Here is a 16217-nt window from a genome sequence, read left to right as displayed (position 1 = left end):
CATCTCCTTTATCTATTTTATAGTAAATTTTTATTCAAATTTCAATACAAAGAAAATCGCTCTTGTCTGTAATGTAGACATTGCAGAAGTCCAGTAAGGAGGCGTAGTTGCGTTATCTGCTACAATCTCGTTGTTCATAATGAAAGTACCTCTTACGGCAGGAGTCAGTTTAAATTTATTGAAATAAAACTGAATTCCCATTTCTGCAGACCAAGCAAAGTTATGAGTAGTAGATCTGAAAACCTGCTGCATATTGTCGTCTGTAGAAGTTGCATTAGACTGAAGGTTTACAATATAGTTTACCCCGGTTGCAACGTAAGGTCTGGAATTGTACCATCTGTTTCCGTGGAACTCCAATAATACAGGAATGTCTATTAAAGTCGTTTTAATATCTCTTATTCTGTCTTTATCCGTTAATTTCATCGGGATGAAAGGATCGTTCGTCAAAGTACCTGCAGCATACTGGTCGTTGGTCTGCGTATTAAAAGTAAGCTGTCTCTGCCCAAATTGTAACCCCGGTTCCAATCTTACATCCAGAAAGTCATTCAGCCTCCATTTTGCGATTAAACCTGCACCGAAACTGTAGCTTTCTTTAGATGTAACAAGATTCTGATTGTTATACATCCCATATCTTGGATTGAGAACAATACGGTAGTCTAGTCTATTACCACTTAGATAAAAACCCCAACTGAATTTCTGCTCGTCAAAGTCTTCCAACTTATCCATTCTGTTTCGGGTTCTGAATTGCGCGTTTGCTAAAACTGCAACATTTACTGAGGCTAAAACCAGTGCTCTTAATAAAAATTTATTCATAGGTTACTTTGTTGCTTTATAAATTGTGGCTATACCTAAACTTAGTTTTTTATATTCAACTTTTTTAAATCCTGTATCTAAAAGAATTTGTCTCATCTTTTCCCCATAAGGAAAAGCATTTACAGAATCCGGAAGGTATGTATACGCCCTGTTATCTTTGGAAACCAGTCTGCCGATCGCAGGTAAAATGTTTTTAAAGTAAAACATATACAATGGTCCCATAAACCCTTCAACCTTTGAAAACTCCAGTATATAAACACTCTTGTTATCTTTAACTACTCTTCTTAATTCTGCCAAACCTTTGGTAAGGTTTTCAAAATTCCTAACTCCAAATGCAACGGAAACCGCATCAAATCTGTTATCTTCATACAGTAACTTCTCCGCATCTCCTTTTTGCATGGAAATTTTGCCGTCTAATTTAAGTTTTTTTATTTTAATAACGCCAACATTTAACATTTGTTGCGATAAATCTAAACCAATTACTTTAGAGCCGGTTCCTTTTTCCACAGCAATCGCCAGATCTCCCGTTCCTGTAGCCACATCCAGCACTTCCTGCGGATTATCTTTTTTCATCCATTTCACCAGCGTATTTCTCCACATCACATCGATTTTCATGGATAAAACCCGATTCAGAAGATCATACTTCGGTGCAATATTGTCGAACATATCTTCTACCTGACTCTTTTTAGTAGCGTCGGTATTGTAAGGCGTAATTTTGGTAATATCTTTTGTCAAAACTTAAAACTTGTAATATTCGTTATAATAATTAAGGTAATCCTGCTTTCTGAAGATCTTCGATCTCGATTCTACCTTCTGGATATTTTTGATAATTTTATCATAATCTTCGTCTACATTATAATAAAAATCATCGGTAAACAGCTTACTGAAACGTCTTGCGCCTCCAAAGTAAGGTTTTCCGTCGATGATCGTTTTATCCAATGCCAAAAGTAATGAATCTTTTTTAAGATTATACCCATAATACTGATCATTAATATAATAATCCTGATGAGCAATATTAATAAGACCTCTTATTTTTTTTACTTCAAAAGCTGAATCAAACAACAGTTTTTTATTTCTGTCGAAAACTTTTATAGAATTTTTTCCCTGATTGAGATCTACAGAAACCGTCTGTCCTCCGGCAATTACACCTTCCGAACCGTTATTGATTTTGTAGTAAAATGTATCTGGCGTAGGATTGTCTACTACGTAGTAATTTTTTTTGGCTAAAAAAAGGAAATAAATCCCAAAGGCTACGATAAACGCCACAACTGCAATAAGTAAGCCTTTTAAGGAAGGATTGTTTTTCATAAGATTGTAAAGTACAATTTTTGCAAATTTAGTAATATTTTTAATTCTCTGTTATTAATATTAATTATTAACTTTGCATCTTTAAAAAAAATCATATAAACGAATGCCGAATACGATCATTATTGGTTCTGGATCTTACCTTCCCAGCAGAATTATCGGAAGAGACTTTTTTCTAGATTCAGAGTTTTATTCAGAAGACGGGGTGAAGATTGACAAGCCTGCTGAGGAAACGATCTCAAAATTTGTAGAAATTACAGAGATAGAAAACAGAAGATTCATAGAAGATGATCTTTCCAACTCAAAAATCGGTTACGAAGCTGCAAAAATTGCTATTGCAGATGCAAAAATAGATCAGGAGGAACTGGATTATATCATTTATGCGAGCAATTTCGGTGAGGTTACCGTAAACGGATACGCAGATTTCATGCCGACAATGGCAGCGAGAGTAAAAAACAAACTGGGCATTAAGAACAGAAAATGTGTTACTTACGACATGCTTTTCGGATGTCCTGGTTGGGTGGAAGCAATGATTTTAGCAGATAATTTAATTAAAGCTAAAGTGGCTAAAACTATTTTGGTAATCGGCGCTGAAACGTTAAGCAGAGTAACAGATCCGCATGACAGAAACAGAATGATCTTCGCAGACGGAGCCGGTGCTGTCGTGGTACAGGCTACAGATCAGGAAAATGTAGGAATCATTGCTCACAATACAATTTGTGATAACGGTGTGGAACTGGATTATCTTGCCAACGGACCATCCATCAACAAAGATTCTGACCAGACCCGTATTTTCGTAAGAATGCAGGGTAGAAAAATCTACGAATATGCGTTGAAAAACGTTCCTGCTGCAATAAAAGAAACCATTGAAGACGCAGGTCTGTCTATTGAAGATATCAACAAAATATTAATCCATCAGGCAAATGCAAAAATGGATTATGCGATGATCGAAAGACTTCACAAGCTTTATAATGTGAAAGATTACGATCATTCTATCTCTCCAATGACGATCCAGGATTTCGGAAATTCTTCTGTGGCTACAATTCCTACCATGTTTGATTTAATAATTAAAGGAAAAATGGAGGGTCAATCGTTTAAAGAAAAAGGTAACATTGTAATGACTTCGGTAGGTGCCGGAATGAACATCAATGCTATAGTTTACAGATTTCCTTAACAATATTTAATTTAAAATATAATAAAGCACAGGGAAATAATTCTTTGTGCTTTTTTTAAACTTAGTTATGCAAAGAAACTTTTTTATCATTGCGGCAGTTTTTCTTTTTCTGGAAATTTACATTTACCAGGCCATCAGAACCTTAACAGACAATAACTGGATCAAAATAGGCTATTGTATCATTTCTCTGGCTGTTTACGGCTTTTTCGCTTACGAGGTTTCTCACTTCAGCAGAGCCGACCGAAGCATGATGCGTGCGCAGATCATGATCTCCCTGTTTCTCGTTTTTATCCTGCCTAAAATTTTCATTGTTTTGTTTTTATTAATCGATGATATTTTCAGAACCGGAAGTTATCTTATCGGACTTACCCGACCATCGGAGAACTTTTTCCCGGAAAGAAGAAAGTTTTTAAGCATCATGGGATTAGGTTTGGGAGGCGTTCTTTCAGCTCTTTTTATCGATGGAATTACATTTGGAAAATACCGCCATAAAGTAAGAAGGGTAAGAATGAATTTTGCGAATCTTCCCAAAAGCTTTAAAGGATATAAAATCGTACAGATTTCAGATGTTCACAGTGGAAGTTTTGCGGATCCGGGAAAGCTTCAGCATGCGATTGACTTAATCAACGAACAGAATCCCGATCTGGTTCTTTTTACGGGAGACATGGTGAATAATGTAGCCGAAGAATTCAAACCCTTCATTCCCCTGTTTTCAAAAATCAAAGCAAAAGATGGGAAGTTTGCCGTTCTTGGAAACCATGATTATGCAGATTATGTAAGCTGGGATTCTCCGGAAGCCAAAAAGAAAAATCTTGACACCTTAATTGATTACGAAAGACAGGCAGGTTTTGATATGCTTCGTAACGAACACAGAATTATTGAAAAAAACGGAGAAAAAATATACATTTTAGGAGTTGAAAACTGGGGACTGAAACCTTTTCCGCAATTTGGAAGATTAGATGATGCCTTAAAAGGTGTTCCGGAATCTGCCGTTAAAATCTTAATGAGCCACGATCCTACCCATTTTGATTATGTGGTGAAAAAACACCCTGCAAATGTTCATTTAACGCTTTCAGGACATACCCACGGAATGCAGTTTGGCTTGGATCTTAAAAACGTAAAATGGTCTCCTGTTCAGTACAAATACCCGAAATGGGCAGATTTATATGAAAGCGAAGGAAAAATGCTGTATGTAAACAGAGGTTTCGGAGTTTTGGGATATCCCGGAAGAGTCGGCGTTTTACCGGAAATTACACTTTTTGAACTGGCTTAAATCACAAACACTTATTGCGTTTGATTCAAAGATATTTTTCACTCAGTTTTTCGATAAGTAAATTTGAATCAATCGCATTCTCATCAAATCTTGTTAAAACTTCACGAACCTTAGGATATTCGTCTATGAATTCAAGATTTTCGATTTCTTCTAATTTAAAGTCATTCATGATTTCCCGGAACAATTCTTCATCTACTCCCCAATATTTTATATATTTACTTTCATCAATAAATATTTCAACTAAACTTTCATCATCATTGTAGATTAGCCCAAAATTTATAAAAGCATCCTGAGTGAGTTCTTTTTTATATTGATTAATAAATTTCAAAATACTGTCTTTTTCCTCATAATTGCCATAATTTAAGTCAAAATCAATATGCCCAAATAGAACAGCCGCAACTTCGGGTAATGTTTTTGAAAGCGCAACAATTAAATTCCAGAGGTTAGAATTATCAATATTTATTTCAGCAAAAAAATCAAATCCTATCGATTCATTCTCAGAATTATTTTCTTTAAGCTTAAAAGTATATCCCTGAACAATATTTGCAGTTTTACTCTCTTCCCATCTTTTTAAGATTGAAGGATTGTTGGGAATCTCATCTTCATTTAAAAATCTTATCGTTTTGGGGAATTCCAAAGTTTTTTTCATAATTAAAAAATATAATCTTTCATACGGGAAGTAGCCATTTCTTTCTCATTGATCCAACTCAGGAGGGCATCTAATTTGTCCTCCATCTTTTTCCCGGAGTTCAGTTTTCTGTAAAAAGGGATATCGAATCTATACTTTTTAAAATCTGTAAACTGCCATGAATTAAGATAGATCAAAACGAAATCGTCTTTTTTCAGGGTTTCAAAAACCATACTCTGGTAATAATTCGTAGGCACAATCTGGAATACAAAATCGTTATACGGCAACTGGCTGTAAGGAGAAATACTTTCCGGAACAATGCTCAATCCGTCTTCTTCATTAATCTGCGTGTCTCTTTTCAGACGTTTGAAAGGGAAAAGAATATCAGCATTATCAATATTGGAAACATAATTAAATTCCAGCAACTTTAAATCTTCCTGAGGAACTTTGATGTCTTTCTGACGAATTCCGCGAATCTGTTTTTCTAAAAATTCCTGAGTAAATTTTTTAGCATTTTCAATTTCCTGAATGGTAGAATTTTTATTATAAAAAGCAATTTCATGCCCTTTGGATGAAATTGCTTTTATTAAATTCTGAAGCTTCTGAGCGAGCGAAATCTCTACAAAAAAACTTGCTTTAACATCATGAATATCTAAAATTCTAAGAATTGCTTTCGTATTATCCTCTGAAATTTTCAGCCTCTCCTCATCAGAAATAAACTGCTCTTTTTTACAGTCAGCTTCAATATTCAGGATGTTAAAAGTAAACAATATCATTTAAATTAAATTTTAGATAATTTTTATAATAAATTAAAAATCAGATGTTAAAATAATTCTTATTTAAATTAAAACTTGAAGTAAATTAATTTTTAGCTAATTTGATTTTCAAATTTTTAATCATGTCTTTAGTCATCTCAGAAATCCCGAAATCATAGCTTAATCCCCAGTCTTTTTTAGCTACAGAGTCATCAATTGAAGCTGGCCATGAATCTGCAATCGCCTGTCTGAAATCCGGTTTATAATCGATCTCGAATTCCGGAATTTCTTTCTTAATTTCTTCAGCCAGTTCTTTTGGCGTGAAAGACATTCCGCCTAAATTATAAGAAGATCTTACGGTAAGATTTTCTTTTGGAGCATCCATTAATTTCAGGGTTGCGTTGATGGCATCATCCATATACAACATCGGCATTCCTGTGTTTTCGGAAATAAAACTTGTGTATTTTCCTTCTTCGATGGCTTCATAAAAAATCTCAACAGCATAATCTGTAGTTCCACCACCTGCAGGAGTTTTCCATGAAATCAATCCCGGATAACGGATGCTTCTTACATCTACTCCATGCTTGTCAAAATAATACTCGCACCATTTCTCACCCGCCATTTTAGAAATTCCGTAAACCGTGGTTGGATTTAAAACCACATCCTGCTCCACATTTTCTTTAGGAATTCCTTTTCCAAAAACCGCAATGGAACTCGGCCAGAAAATCTTTTGAATAAGTCCTTCTTTAGCCATTTCACAAAAATGAAGCAGGGGCTCCAGATTTAATTTCCATGCGAAAACCGGCTGCTTTTCTGATGTACCCGACAATAATGAAGCCAAATGATAAACGGTAGTAATATCGTAGTCTTTGATCACCTGTCTTACCAATTGGGTATTGGTAACATCCATTCTTTCGTAATGACCTGCCGCGGTAATTCCCTTTTGCCATCTGTCGAGCCCCGAAGCCACAACATTTTCAGCTCCGTGAATTTCAACAAGTCTGTTTGTAAGCTCGGTGCCGATCTGTCCTAAAGCACCTGTAATAAGTATTCTTTCCGTGTGGGATTTCATTTTTAACTTTTATTTGTTGATCGAAAGCAAAAGTAAATATTTTACCCCCTATCTTAAAACAAAATTGTAAATTCGAATATAAATTTTGTAAATGAAAAAGATTATTATTTCACTTATTTTATTTTCTACCACAATTTCAGCACAATACACAGATATTACTATTGTGAAGGAGGTGAAAGTTAAAAATAAAGGAGTGGTTGTTTCTGCACATCCGTTAGCAAGCGAAGCAGGAGCAAAAGTTATGAAAATGGGAGGAAATGCGTATGATGCTATTGTTGCTACGCAATATGCACTTGCCGTTGTTTATCCGCAGGCGGGAAATATCGGTGGAGGCGGATTTTTGGTTGGTGTAAAAAATAATGGTGAAAAATTTACAATCGATTATCGTGAAACGGCACCTAAAAAAGCAAGCCGCGATATGTACGTTGACAAAAACGGAAAAGCGAACACGGATCTTTCCCAAAACGGGAGATTAGCAGTTGGTGTTCCAGGAAGTGTGGCAGGTTTTTTTGCTACTTTAAAATACTGTAAGCTTCCGATGGAGAAACTAATTCAGCCCGCCATAGATCTTGCTGAAAAAGGCTTTTCGATTACCGAACAGGAAGCTAACTTACTGAATAACAACAAACAAAATTTCCAGAAGCACAATCAGTCTTCCATTGTTTTTGTTAAAGATATTCCGTGGAAAGCCGGAGACCTTCTAGTTCAAAAAGATCTGGCTGAAACGTTAAAGTTGATTCAGAAACAAGGTTTAAAGGGTTTTTACGAAGGAAAAACGGCGGAACTTCTGGTTTCTGAAATGAAAAAAGGAAACGGAATTGTTACTTCTGAAGATCTTAAAAATTATAAAGTTGCCGAAAGAAAAGCACTTGAATTTGATTACAAAGGAAATCAGGTAGTTTCTATGCCTTTGCCTTCGAGCGGCGGACTTCTTCTTGCGCAAATGCTGAAAATGGCAGGTTATGAAAATCTTGAGAAATATCAGCAAAATTCTACACAGGCTGTTCAGGTGATGGTGGAAGCCGAAAGAAGAGCGTATGCGGACAGAGCGGAATATATGGGCGATCCGGATTTTATTCAGGATAAAACGTCTTATCTGATTTCTGACGAATATCTGAAAAACCGATGGAAAAGTTTCAGTTTCAGTAAAGCGACTCCAAGTGCGGAAGTCGGGAAAATAACCAAACAACCCAAAGAATCTACAGAAACTACTCATATTTCTGTGATTGATAAGGATGGAAACGCAGCGGCTGTTACGACTACTTTAAACGGTTTATACGGAAGTAAAGTTGTTGTTTCGGGTGCGGGATTTTTCTTAAATAATGAAATGGACGATTTTTCCATAAAACCGGGTGTTCCGAATATGTTTGGAGCGGTTGGCGGAGAAGCCAATTCCATTCAGCCGAATAAAAGAATGCTTTCTTCGATGACTCCAACGATTGTTCTGAAAAACGGAAAACCTTACATGGTAGTCGGAACTCCGGGAGGAACGACGATTCCTACTTCTGTTTATCAGGCTATTGTTGATGTGATCGATTTTAAGCAGAATGCTAATATTTCTGTCAATGCTCCGAAATTTCATCATCAGTGGCTTCCTGAAACGGTTGCTTTTGAAAAGAATTTCCCTGAAACCACGATTAAGGATCTGGAAAAATTAGGATATAAGTCTGAAAAATGGAACCAGATCGGAAGAACAGAAATGATTCTGATTGATGACAACGGAAATATTCATGCGGTTGCAGATGGTCGTGGTGACGATTCTGTTGCAGTGGAATAGTTGACGTTTTTGTAGTTAATTAAAAAAAAACTGACTCAAAAGTATATTAATTAATTGATTATCAAATGTTTTTATTCGTCAAAATGGCAAGAGTAAAATAATCTGGATTTTGAGACCGTTTTTTGAGATTCTTGCTTCATTAAAATTATATAAAGATTTAAAGTAATTGGTTTCGGCTCGGGCTTCGCCCGAGCCGAAACTATTCATGACATTTGTCATTATTTTAAAGCAAATTTCACTAATTTTCGGCTTTTAAAATCAATATTCTTTTGAAAGCAAAAAAAATTTACCACCAGCTTTATTTTCAGGTTATTATTGCGATTGTTGCAGGAATTCTTTTAGGAAGATTTTATCCTGAACTTGGTGAAAAAATGAAACCTTTGGGCGACGGATTTATCAAACTCGTGAAAATGATTATTGCTCCGGTGATTTTCATTACCCTCACCTTAGGAATCGCGCACATGACTGATTTGAAGAGAGTGGGCAGAATTGCGGTTAAAGCAATGATTTATTTCTTTACGTTTTCAACGTTGGCATTGGTTATCGGTTTGGTGGTAGGAAATATCTTACAGCCGGGTCATGGTCTTAATATTGATCCTTCTACCCTTTCGGGCGATGTTTCTCAGTATCAGCAAAAAGCTCATGAAACGACTTTAACGGGTTTCATCATGAATATTATTCCGGAAACGCTGTTCAGTCCGTTGGTTGGAGATAATATTCTGCAGGTTCTTCTTGTTGCTATTTTAATGGGCGTAGCTTTGGTTTTAACGAAAGAAAAAAGCCAGAAAGTAACGGATTTTTTACAGGATCTTTCCACTCCGGTCTTTAAAATTGTGCATATGCTGATGAAACTGGCGCCGATCGGAGCTTTTGGAGCGATGGCTTTTACCATTGGAAAATACGGACTTCATTCGGTTTTGAATCTGATTTTTTTGGTGGGAACGTTTTATATAACTTCTGCATTGTTTGTGGTTTTGGTTTTAGGCGCTGTCGCCTGGTACAACGGTTTTAATATTTTTAAGCTGATGTATTATCTGAAGGAGGAGCTTTTGCTGGTTTTAGGAACGAGTTCTTCAGAATCTGCACTTCCCGGAATTATGGAAAAGCTTGAAAAAGCAGGCTGTTCAAGAGCGATTGTCGGTTTGGTGGTTCCGACTGGATATTCTTTCAATCTCGACGGAACCAATATTTATATGACGCTGGCTTCACTTTTTATTGCCCAGGCTTTAAATATTCATCTTCCGATCGAGAAACAAATTATTCTTCTTTTGGTTGCCATGCTGAGTTCTAAAGGCGCAGCCGGAGTTACGGGAGCGGGATTTGTGACTTTAGCAGCAACATTAGCGGTTGTTCCTGAAATTCCGATTGCCGGAATGACGCTGATTTTAGGAATCGATAAGTTTATGAGTGAATGCCGTGCTTTAACCAACGTTATCGGAAATTCTGTAGCAACGGTGGTGGTTGCCAACTGGGAAAAGCAACTGGATAAAGAGCAACTGCACTATTGTCTGGATCATCCGAATGAAGTGGAAAAAAAACTGGAGGTTTAGCCTGACATTGTTTAATCTGAAACAGATTTAGTTTTTATAATGACTGCTATTTTAGCCGCGATTGAGCGACGTGTCTGAGCTCTTTTTTGTATTCGGCGGCTGCTTCGCAGCCGCCGAATACAAAAAAAACGAGTAGCGAAAGCGGGAAAAAGCTCCTAAAATTAAATAGATAACAATTTCTTTTTTACCGGAATGACCGTTTTTAGATTAAAATTCTTAAACTCGAAGGCTGAACTTTTACATGAACCGGAGATTTTATTTTGTTGAACTCTCCGTCGAGATGCCAGTTTTTGGTATTCACCTTAAATTCTATTTCGGAAACAGGCAAATAGGTAACATAATCGTCCTGTTTCAGTTTTTTGGTAAACATTCTGAACGCAAAAAGCATGGAATAGAAGAAAGGGAATTTTTTGACGAGAACCATATCTACCAAACCGTCACTTTTACTTGCATGAGGTGCGATGTAGGCGTTGTTTCCAAACTGTCTTGTGTTGGCGATGTTCACCATTAAATATTTCCCGTTGTACTGCTTGTATTTTTCGTCAAAAAACTTCAGTTTGATTGGCTTGTAGCTGAAAAAGGTTTTAAAGGAAACTTTGATGTAGTTTTTAAATCCTCTTGTGGTTTTTTCAAATTCCTTTACGACTTTACCGTCGAATCCGGTTCCGGAAACATTGATGGAAAGTCTGTCGTTTACTGTGAACGTATCAATTTTTCTGGAATTTTTGGTTTTGATCTTTTCCAGCAGTTCGTCCAGATTTTTACTGAACTGGGTTTCGTTGGAAAATCCGTTTCCGGAACCTGCCGGAAAAATCGCCAGAATTTTTTCTGTGTTGATGAGATTTCTGGCTACGGTAGAAATGGTTCCGTCGCCTCCTATGGCTACAAAAATATCAACGGTATTAAAATGATCCTGAATAAACTGATCGGTTCCGGGAATGGATTCCGAGATGTAATACAAAGGATCTTTTACCTTTGCTTTCAGTTCGTTGAGAAACGGCTGATAATTTTTTTTCGCCGAAAAAGGATTGATGATGAAAGCGACTTTTTCCATTAGTGCAAAAATAAAAAATGCTCCCGATCTGGAAGCATTATTATTATTTAATTTTCATTCTTTTCATCAATTCGGGAGTAAGTGTGCCTTTCAGTTCCGTCCACGAAACCGGAATCGTAATGTCTCCTGCTGCAAAAGCTGTAATTTCATACGGACTGTAATGGAAATATAGGTTTTTGTCATCAAAATAGAAGTTTTCTGTTGCCGGAATTTTGTCTACCAAAAGCATTTCAGAATTATTAACTTCTCCTTTATCATCTGTTGTTCCGCTGTTGGTTTTGTTGATATTTTTCATTAAAAGGGCTTCCAGTTTTTCTTTCGGCATGGAAGTAATGTCTTTTAATTCAAGCTTTTTGTTGTTTTTTAAATCAAAAACTCTTTCGGAATAACCATAATTATCGTGTGCACCTCCTTCATAAGAAGCCCAAAAGTATTCTATCTGGAGATAATCATTGGTATTGGATTTTACTTTCATTGCTGTATCCGAATACCATTCCTGAGAGAATGAAATATCTGAAATCCAGTCTTTTGAATCTTTTCTGATGTTATTAAAATATTCGTTTTTGCTTTTCTGAAGGTAATTCAGCAATCCTTCTCTGGAAAAATCGCCAATATTTTTTTCTGTAAAATAAATGCTGTCTAATAATTTTTTATCCTTTACTGTCGGGAACAGCAACATTTTGGAAGTATATTTAACGGTTAAAGAATCGCTAAGCTTAGTTGAATCGCTGATTTTCACGGAATCTACTGTAAACTTTTCGGGAGCTGCAGCTTCTGTTTCATTTATATTATTGCTTTCCGTCTTTTTACAGGCAGAAAAAACAAAGAAAGAAGAAAGTGCCAAGACAGCAATGGTATTTTTCATAATTCTGATTTTCCTTCTTCAATGCAAAAACCATTCAAAAAATGAATGGTTTGAGATTATTTTTGAAAAAAAATTTAATTACTGTTTTTTTACAAGACTGATGACTTGGTTTTCCTGTTTGGAAGCAACTCCCCAAATCTGTTTAAAAGCCGGATAATATTCTTTCTCATAAGTGGGACTCTTAACTTTGGTGGTGGAAATTACTTCGATCCTGTTTCCTTTTTGTTCAGCAATATAACTGTATTCGATTTCTTTATCGTCGGTTACGATTTTTTTGTTTTTCGGCATTTCTTCAATGGTATATCCTTCCGGAATTTCCAAAACTATTTTCTTAATTCTTGTGAACGGCGAAGTAAAATCGATTAGGTATTTTCTTTCTTCTGTCTGATCGAATTCATTTGAGTTTTTATTTAAAAACAACATCGGATTGATAATCATTTTCTTTCCGATCCTGTCGATTAAATTTTCGGAAGAAAACTTCATGGTGCTTTCAAAATCACCGTTTTCATGTACTTTTGAATCGATATTGGTAAAGTCTATCGCAAAATTATCTTTATACTGCTTTTTGTATTTCTCTGCATTATCGTCATAGCTTTCTTTCGCAAAAATAGCATACGTTCCTGTGTCTTTATCGGAATAGGTTCCCGAAATGCTTCCGTCTGCATTAATTTTTGCCGCCGCCGTAAGATAGGTAAAACTTGTTTTTGCATTGATCATGGATAATTGCTGAACTTTGTCTTTATTCATCAAAATTCCGAACTGGTTCCAGTCTCTTGGCGGTAACTGATCGATCGAAGACTGCTTTGAAGTGGCATCATACAAATGAAAGCCATCTTTTGTCTGAACGGCAGCAATTACAAAATTCATATTGGAAACATTGGGTGAAGCGATATTAATAAAACCGTTGCTCACCGTAGAAATCGTAAGCGGATCTGCTTTAATTCCGGCTTCACGAAGCATCATGACCAGAAAAAGATTGATTTCTGCCGCATTTCCGGTTTTTGTTTCCAGCATTTTTTTGATACCGTCTTCTGTATAAATTCCTCTGTCTTTATTCCATGTAAAGGTATTTTTTACATAATCAAAAACAGCATTGGCTTTTTCTATCTCTCCTGAAATTCCTGAAATATTTGCAGGCATATTGTCTTTTGCCAGTCTTGTCTTCTTTAATTCTCCTCCGAAATCTTCATTTTCATACAACCTCTGCTTAATCTGTTCCCACGATGAAGAATACAATTTAAGTTCTCTGAAGTTTGTTGAATGAAGCTCTGCACCAATTTTGGTTCTGTAATTTCGGTCGTTATTTACAAATTTTTCTGTCTTAAAACCTTTTACGTTTTCAAATCCGAAGCGGTATGTTCTGTAATTCATTCCGTACATCATTCTTTCATCAACTTCTCTATATTTAGGAGTAAGAAAACCTGTGTAATTCACATTATAGGCAATGTTTGAAGGGCTGTCTAAAACATATTCCGTGTATAACGACGGTGTATCTGTTTCGATCATAATTTCCGGAACCACATAGAGAAATGGAGAAGTCACTTCATACTGGTATTCGATAACAGAGCCGTTTTTTACATTCGGGAATGCAAATTTTGTGATGGAAACATATTTGCTCTCTTTACTTTTATATTTCGAACTTTTATCAACTTTTGTAGCTACGGAAGTACCGTTTTCCAGATTGTACGTGAAAGCTTTTACCCTCGAAATGGTCTCCTGATCGCTTCCGCTTTGGTATAACGGAATTTCAAGATTCAACCAGTCTTCTGCTTTGTCTTTATCATAAATTTTCACCCTGTAAAAAGCTTTTTTCACAAGATTTCCGGTATTGTTATCAATGCTGAAATGCAGAGATTTGAATAAAATTTCGGCAGGTGCATTTTCATCCAACGCTGATTTCTGCTTTGAAAGATCTGCATCATTAAATTTAGGATAGTTAAGAAATTCATGCTTCTGAGCTTCAACAAATATGAAATTCATTGAACAGAAAGCCACTAGAAATATTTTTTTCATGTTAAATTTTAGAAATTAAAATTTTTGAGTTGTCGATGTTAATGGTTTTTTTTCTGAAATTAACGTAATCGTTATATTTTTCTTTAGGATAAAGTCCTTTATTGATTCTTATGGTTCGGCTGACTTTCAGTTCTTCGCCATTTTTTACAAAACTTAACTGATAGGTTCCGAATTCTGAATTTAACGTCACATTCTCGGGAAGTTCCTCTATTTTATAGTTTTTAGGAAGCGCAAAGTTGATTTCGTATTCATCCTGAAAAGACTGTCTTAATTCAAAAGGCAATTCCCTGTTTTCGTCTGTTTTGTAAACATTGTTTGAATAAATAGGTACTGCTCTGAAAATGATGCTGCTTCCTGCGTTTTTAGAATAATTATTGGCTTTAAAATCAAGATCAAATTTTGCAACGGCATTGTCTTTATCGTTCAGGAAATTTTTCATTTCAATCTTTTCAAAATGAAGAACATCCAGAAGATTTTTTATGGCTTCGTTTCTTTCTTTTGGTGACATTGTTGCCAGAACGAGATTGTTATCATACTGAATTCCCGTGTACGCAAAATTACCTTCGCCGGAAATACTGTTGTCTTCATTAAGCTTTATTTTTAAAAGCTGTTTTTCTTTGCTTTGGTCTGCTGCATAAACCGGAGTATCAATTAATTCAATTCCGTTTTTCCTGATGGAAAGCACATTTCTTTCTGTGGTTCCGTAACTTAGATGATTAAAAGCTATTTGCTGAGATGTATTTTCAAGCCAGATATTTCCTTTTTCTGCAGGAACCATCAGAATAACATGGTTTCCTCCCATTTTGGGAAAATCTTTATCAAACGAAACCGGAGAGGAACCTGAATTGATCACCGAATAATAAGCCGGAATTCCGGCTTCATCCAGTAAAGTTTTCATGTAATTCGTTAATCCTTTGCAGTCACCATATCCTTTTTTCTGAACCTCATCCGGAAGCATCGGCTGCCAACCGCCGATTCCCAAGGCTACAAAAATATACCTTGTCTTGCTCTGCATATACTGATACAGTTTTTTTACCTTTTCTTCGGTTGTTCCCTGTAAATTCAATGCTGCGACTTCCGCTTTAATTGCAGGCGTTGATAAAGAAACCGGCTGTAAAATGCTGTTGTAATACCAAGATCCGAACTCACCCCAGTTGTTTATACTCCCCTGTTTTCCTTCAAGATTGAATTTCGTTAACGCAAAACTTACTTTTGGCAAAATTTTTATCGGTTGGGGAAGCAAAAAAGCATCATCAATAGCCGGAACATTTTTATAAGAATATATTTTTTCTCCTGCATTATCGCTTTCTGTAACTGAAGTATAGTTATAAGCCGAAGGATATGTTTTTGTTTTAAGCTCGATGCCTGATTTGTTGATGATCTTCATCTGAGCTTCTTCCAGTGAGATATTGGTTGATCTGAAAGGAATAAAATCCGGTAGGAAAACTGTATTTTCATCACCAATCTGATAAGAAAATTCAACGGTGTAAGGATATTGAGTCGGAGTATATGACATAGCCATCACTCGGTTATCCGAATAGAAAGTTCCCTGATTGTTATTGGCAAAATCTCCAAAATCTGACTTGGAAAATGACTTTATTTTCTTTCCAGATTCATCGTAAATATTTACCTTGATGTCTGAAATACTATTGCCTTTTTCATAAGGGATATAAATCTGTGCATCGGAGTCACCATCTTTGTTCAAAACTGTAGTAACCGTATAATACTGATATCTTATATCATCAATTTTATTGATCTGAATGGTTGTAAGATCTTTCCTGATCACTGCATCTGCGTTTTTCTTCAGATTCTCAGGAATAGCTGAAACCGGAAAATTTTGTGTGTAATAAAAAGAAGCCATCGAAAGCGCTCCAATACAAAGTATTTTCATCATGGTTATTTAAATTTAGCAAAAATAATGAAATCTTATAACTGACA

14 protein-coding genes are annotated in these 16217 nt (G+C 35.9%); 4 read left to right on the top strand and 10 right to left on the bottom strand.

Annotated features, from left to right (window positions below):
* Positions 1 to 30: 30 nt before the first annotated feature.
* The 3 genes from porT to PFY09_RS20655 form a co-directional block, all read right to left on the bottom strand.
* Positions 31 to 813 (bottom strand): type IX secretion/gliding motility protein PorT/SprT, encoded by a 783-nt coding sequence (gene porT / locus PFY09_RS20665; protein WP_087710951.1) that lies wholly within the window; start codon positions 811 to 813, stop codon positions 31 to 33.
* Between the two features lie 3 nt (positions 814 to 816).
* Positions 817 to 1479 (bottom strand): bifunctional demethylmenaquinone methyltransferase/2-methoxy-6-polyprenyl-1,4-benzoquinol methylase UbiE, encoded by a 663-nt coding sequence (ubiE, locus tag PFY09_RS20660; protein WP_235131927.1) that lies wholly within the window; start codon positions 1477 to 1479, stop codon positions 817 to 819.
* Positions 1480 to 1551: 72 nt separating this feature from the next.
* Entirely contained in the window at positions 1552 to 2121 is a 570-nt protein-coding gene (locus PFY09_RS20655) for a hypothetical protein (RefSeq protein WP_087710953.1), read from the bottom strand.
* Positions 2122 to 2224: 103 nt separating this feature from the next.
* Here PFY09_RS20655 and PFY09_RS20650 point away from each other — a divergent pair, with 103 nt between their 5' ends.
* Both PFY09_RS20650 and PFY09_RS20645 read left to right on the top strand, forming a co-directional pair.
* Positions 2225 to 3292: a 3-oxoacyl-ACP synthase III family protein gene (locus tag PFY09_RS20650; RefSeq protein ID WP_076393304.1), complete on the top strand. Its 1068-nt coding sequence runs from the start codon at positions 2225 to 2227 to the stop codon at positions 3290 to 3292.
* 67 nt (positions 3293 to 3359) lie between these two features.
* Positions 3360 to 4565 (top strand): metallophosphoesterase, encoded by a 1206-nt coding sequence (locus tag PFY09_RS20645; protein WP_076393302.1) that lies wholly within the window; start codon positions 3360 to 3362, stop codon positions 4563 to 4565.
* Between the two features lie 25 nt (positions 4566 to 4590).
* Here the strand turns inward: PFY09_RS20645 and PFY09_RS20640 are convergent, their stop codons facing one another.
* From PFY09_RS20640 to PFY09_RS20630, 3 genes are all read right to left on the bottom strand, one after another.
* Positions 4591 to 5214, bottom strand: a complete 624-nt coding sequence (locus PFY09_RS20640) for a hypothetical protein (protein ID WP_116547988.1) — start codon at positions 5212 to 5214, stop codon at positions 4591 to 4593.
* A 2-nt stretch (positions 5215 to 5216) separates the two neighbouring features.
* A complete protein-coding gene (locus PFY09_RS20635) occupies positions 5217 to 5969 on the bottom strand; it encodes a polysaccharide deacetylase family protein (RefSeq protein WP_271160945.1) in 753 nt (250 codons plus the stop codon).
* Between the two features lie 85 nt (positions 5970 to 6054).
* Positions 6055 to 7020 (bottom strand): NAD-dependent epimerase/dehydratase family protein, encoded by a 966-nt coding sequence (locus tag PFY09_RS20630; RefSeq protein ID WP_116547990.1) that lies wholly within the window; start codon positions 7018 to 7020, stop codon positions 6055 to 6057.
* Positions 7021 to 7111: 91 nt separating this feature from the next.
* On the opposite strand from PFY09_RS20630, the gene ggt reads away from it, so the two are divergent.
* Both ggt and PFY09_RS20620 read left to right on the top strand, forming a co-directional pair.
* Positions 7112 to 8797, top strand: coding sequence for a gamma-glutamyltransferase (gene ggt, locus PFY09_RS20625; RefSeq protein ID WP_271160944.1), 1686 nt, complete (start codon positions 7112 to 7114; stop codon positions 8795 to 8797).
* Between the two features lie 269 nt (positions 8798 to 9066).
* Positions 9067 to 10347 (top strand): dicarboxylate/amino acid:cation symporter, encoded by a 1281-nt coding sequence (locus tag PFY09_RS20620; RefSeq protein ID WP_108411698.1) that lies wholly within the window; start codon positions 9067 to 9069, stop codon positions 10345 to 10347.
* A 202-nt stretch (positions 10348 to 10549) separates the two neighbouring features.
* On the opposite strand, the gene PFY09_RS20615 is transcribed toward PFY09_RS20620, so the two are convergent.
* From PFY09_RS20615 to PFY09_RS20600, 4 genes are all read right to left on the bottom strand, one after another.
* Complete coding sequence (locus PFY09_RS20615) at positions 10550 to 11401, bottom strand: diacylglycerol/lipid kinase family protein (protein ID WP_271160943.1); 852 nt, start codon at positions 11399 to 11401, stop codon at positions 10550 to 10552.
* Positions 11402 to 11444: 43 nt separating this feature from the next.
* Positions 11445 to 12266: an RsiV family protein gene (locus PFY09_RS20610; RefSeq protein ID WP_271160942.1), complete on the bottom strand. Its 822-nt coding sequence runs from the start codon at positions 12264 to 12266 to the stop codon at positions 11445 to 11447.
* A gap of 78 nt (positions 12267 to 12344) precedes the next feature.
* Entirely contained in the window at positions 12345 to 14279 is a 1935-nt protein-coding gene (locus PFY09_RS20605) for a transglutaminase-like domain-containing protein (RefSeq protein WP_271160941.1), read from the bottom strand.
* A 1-nt stretch (position 14280) separates the two neighbouring features.
* Complete coding sequence (locus PFY09_RS20600; protein ID WP_271160940.1) at positions 14281 to 16173, bottom strand: DUF3857 domain-containing protein; 1893 nt, start codon at positions 16171 to 16173, stop codon at positions 14281 to 14283.
* Between the last annotated feature and the right edge of the window lie 44 nt (positions 16174 to 16217).

It is taken from the genome of Chryseobacterium gambrini (assembly GCF_027920505.1).
Lineage (GTDB): Bacteria > Bacteroidota > Bacteroidia > Flavobacteriales > Weeksellaceae > Chryseobacterium > Chryseobacterium gambrini.
The sequence above is the reverse complement of the archived record's forward strand: the minus strand, read 5'-3'. Positions and strand labels throughout refer to the sequence as shown.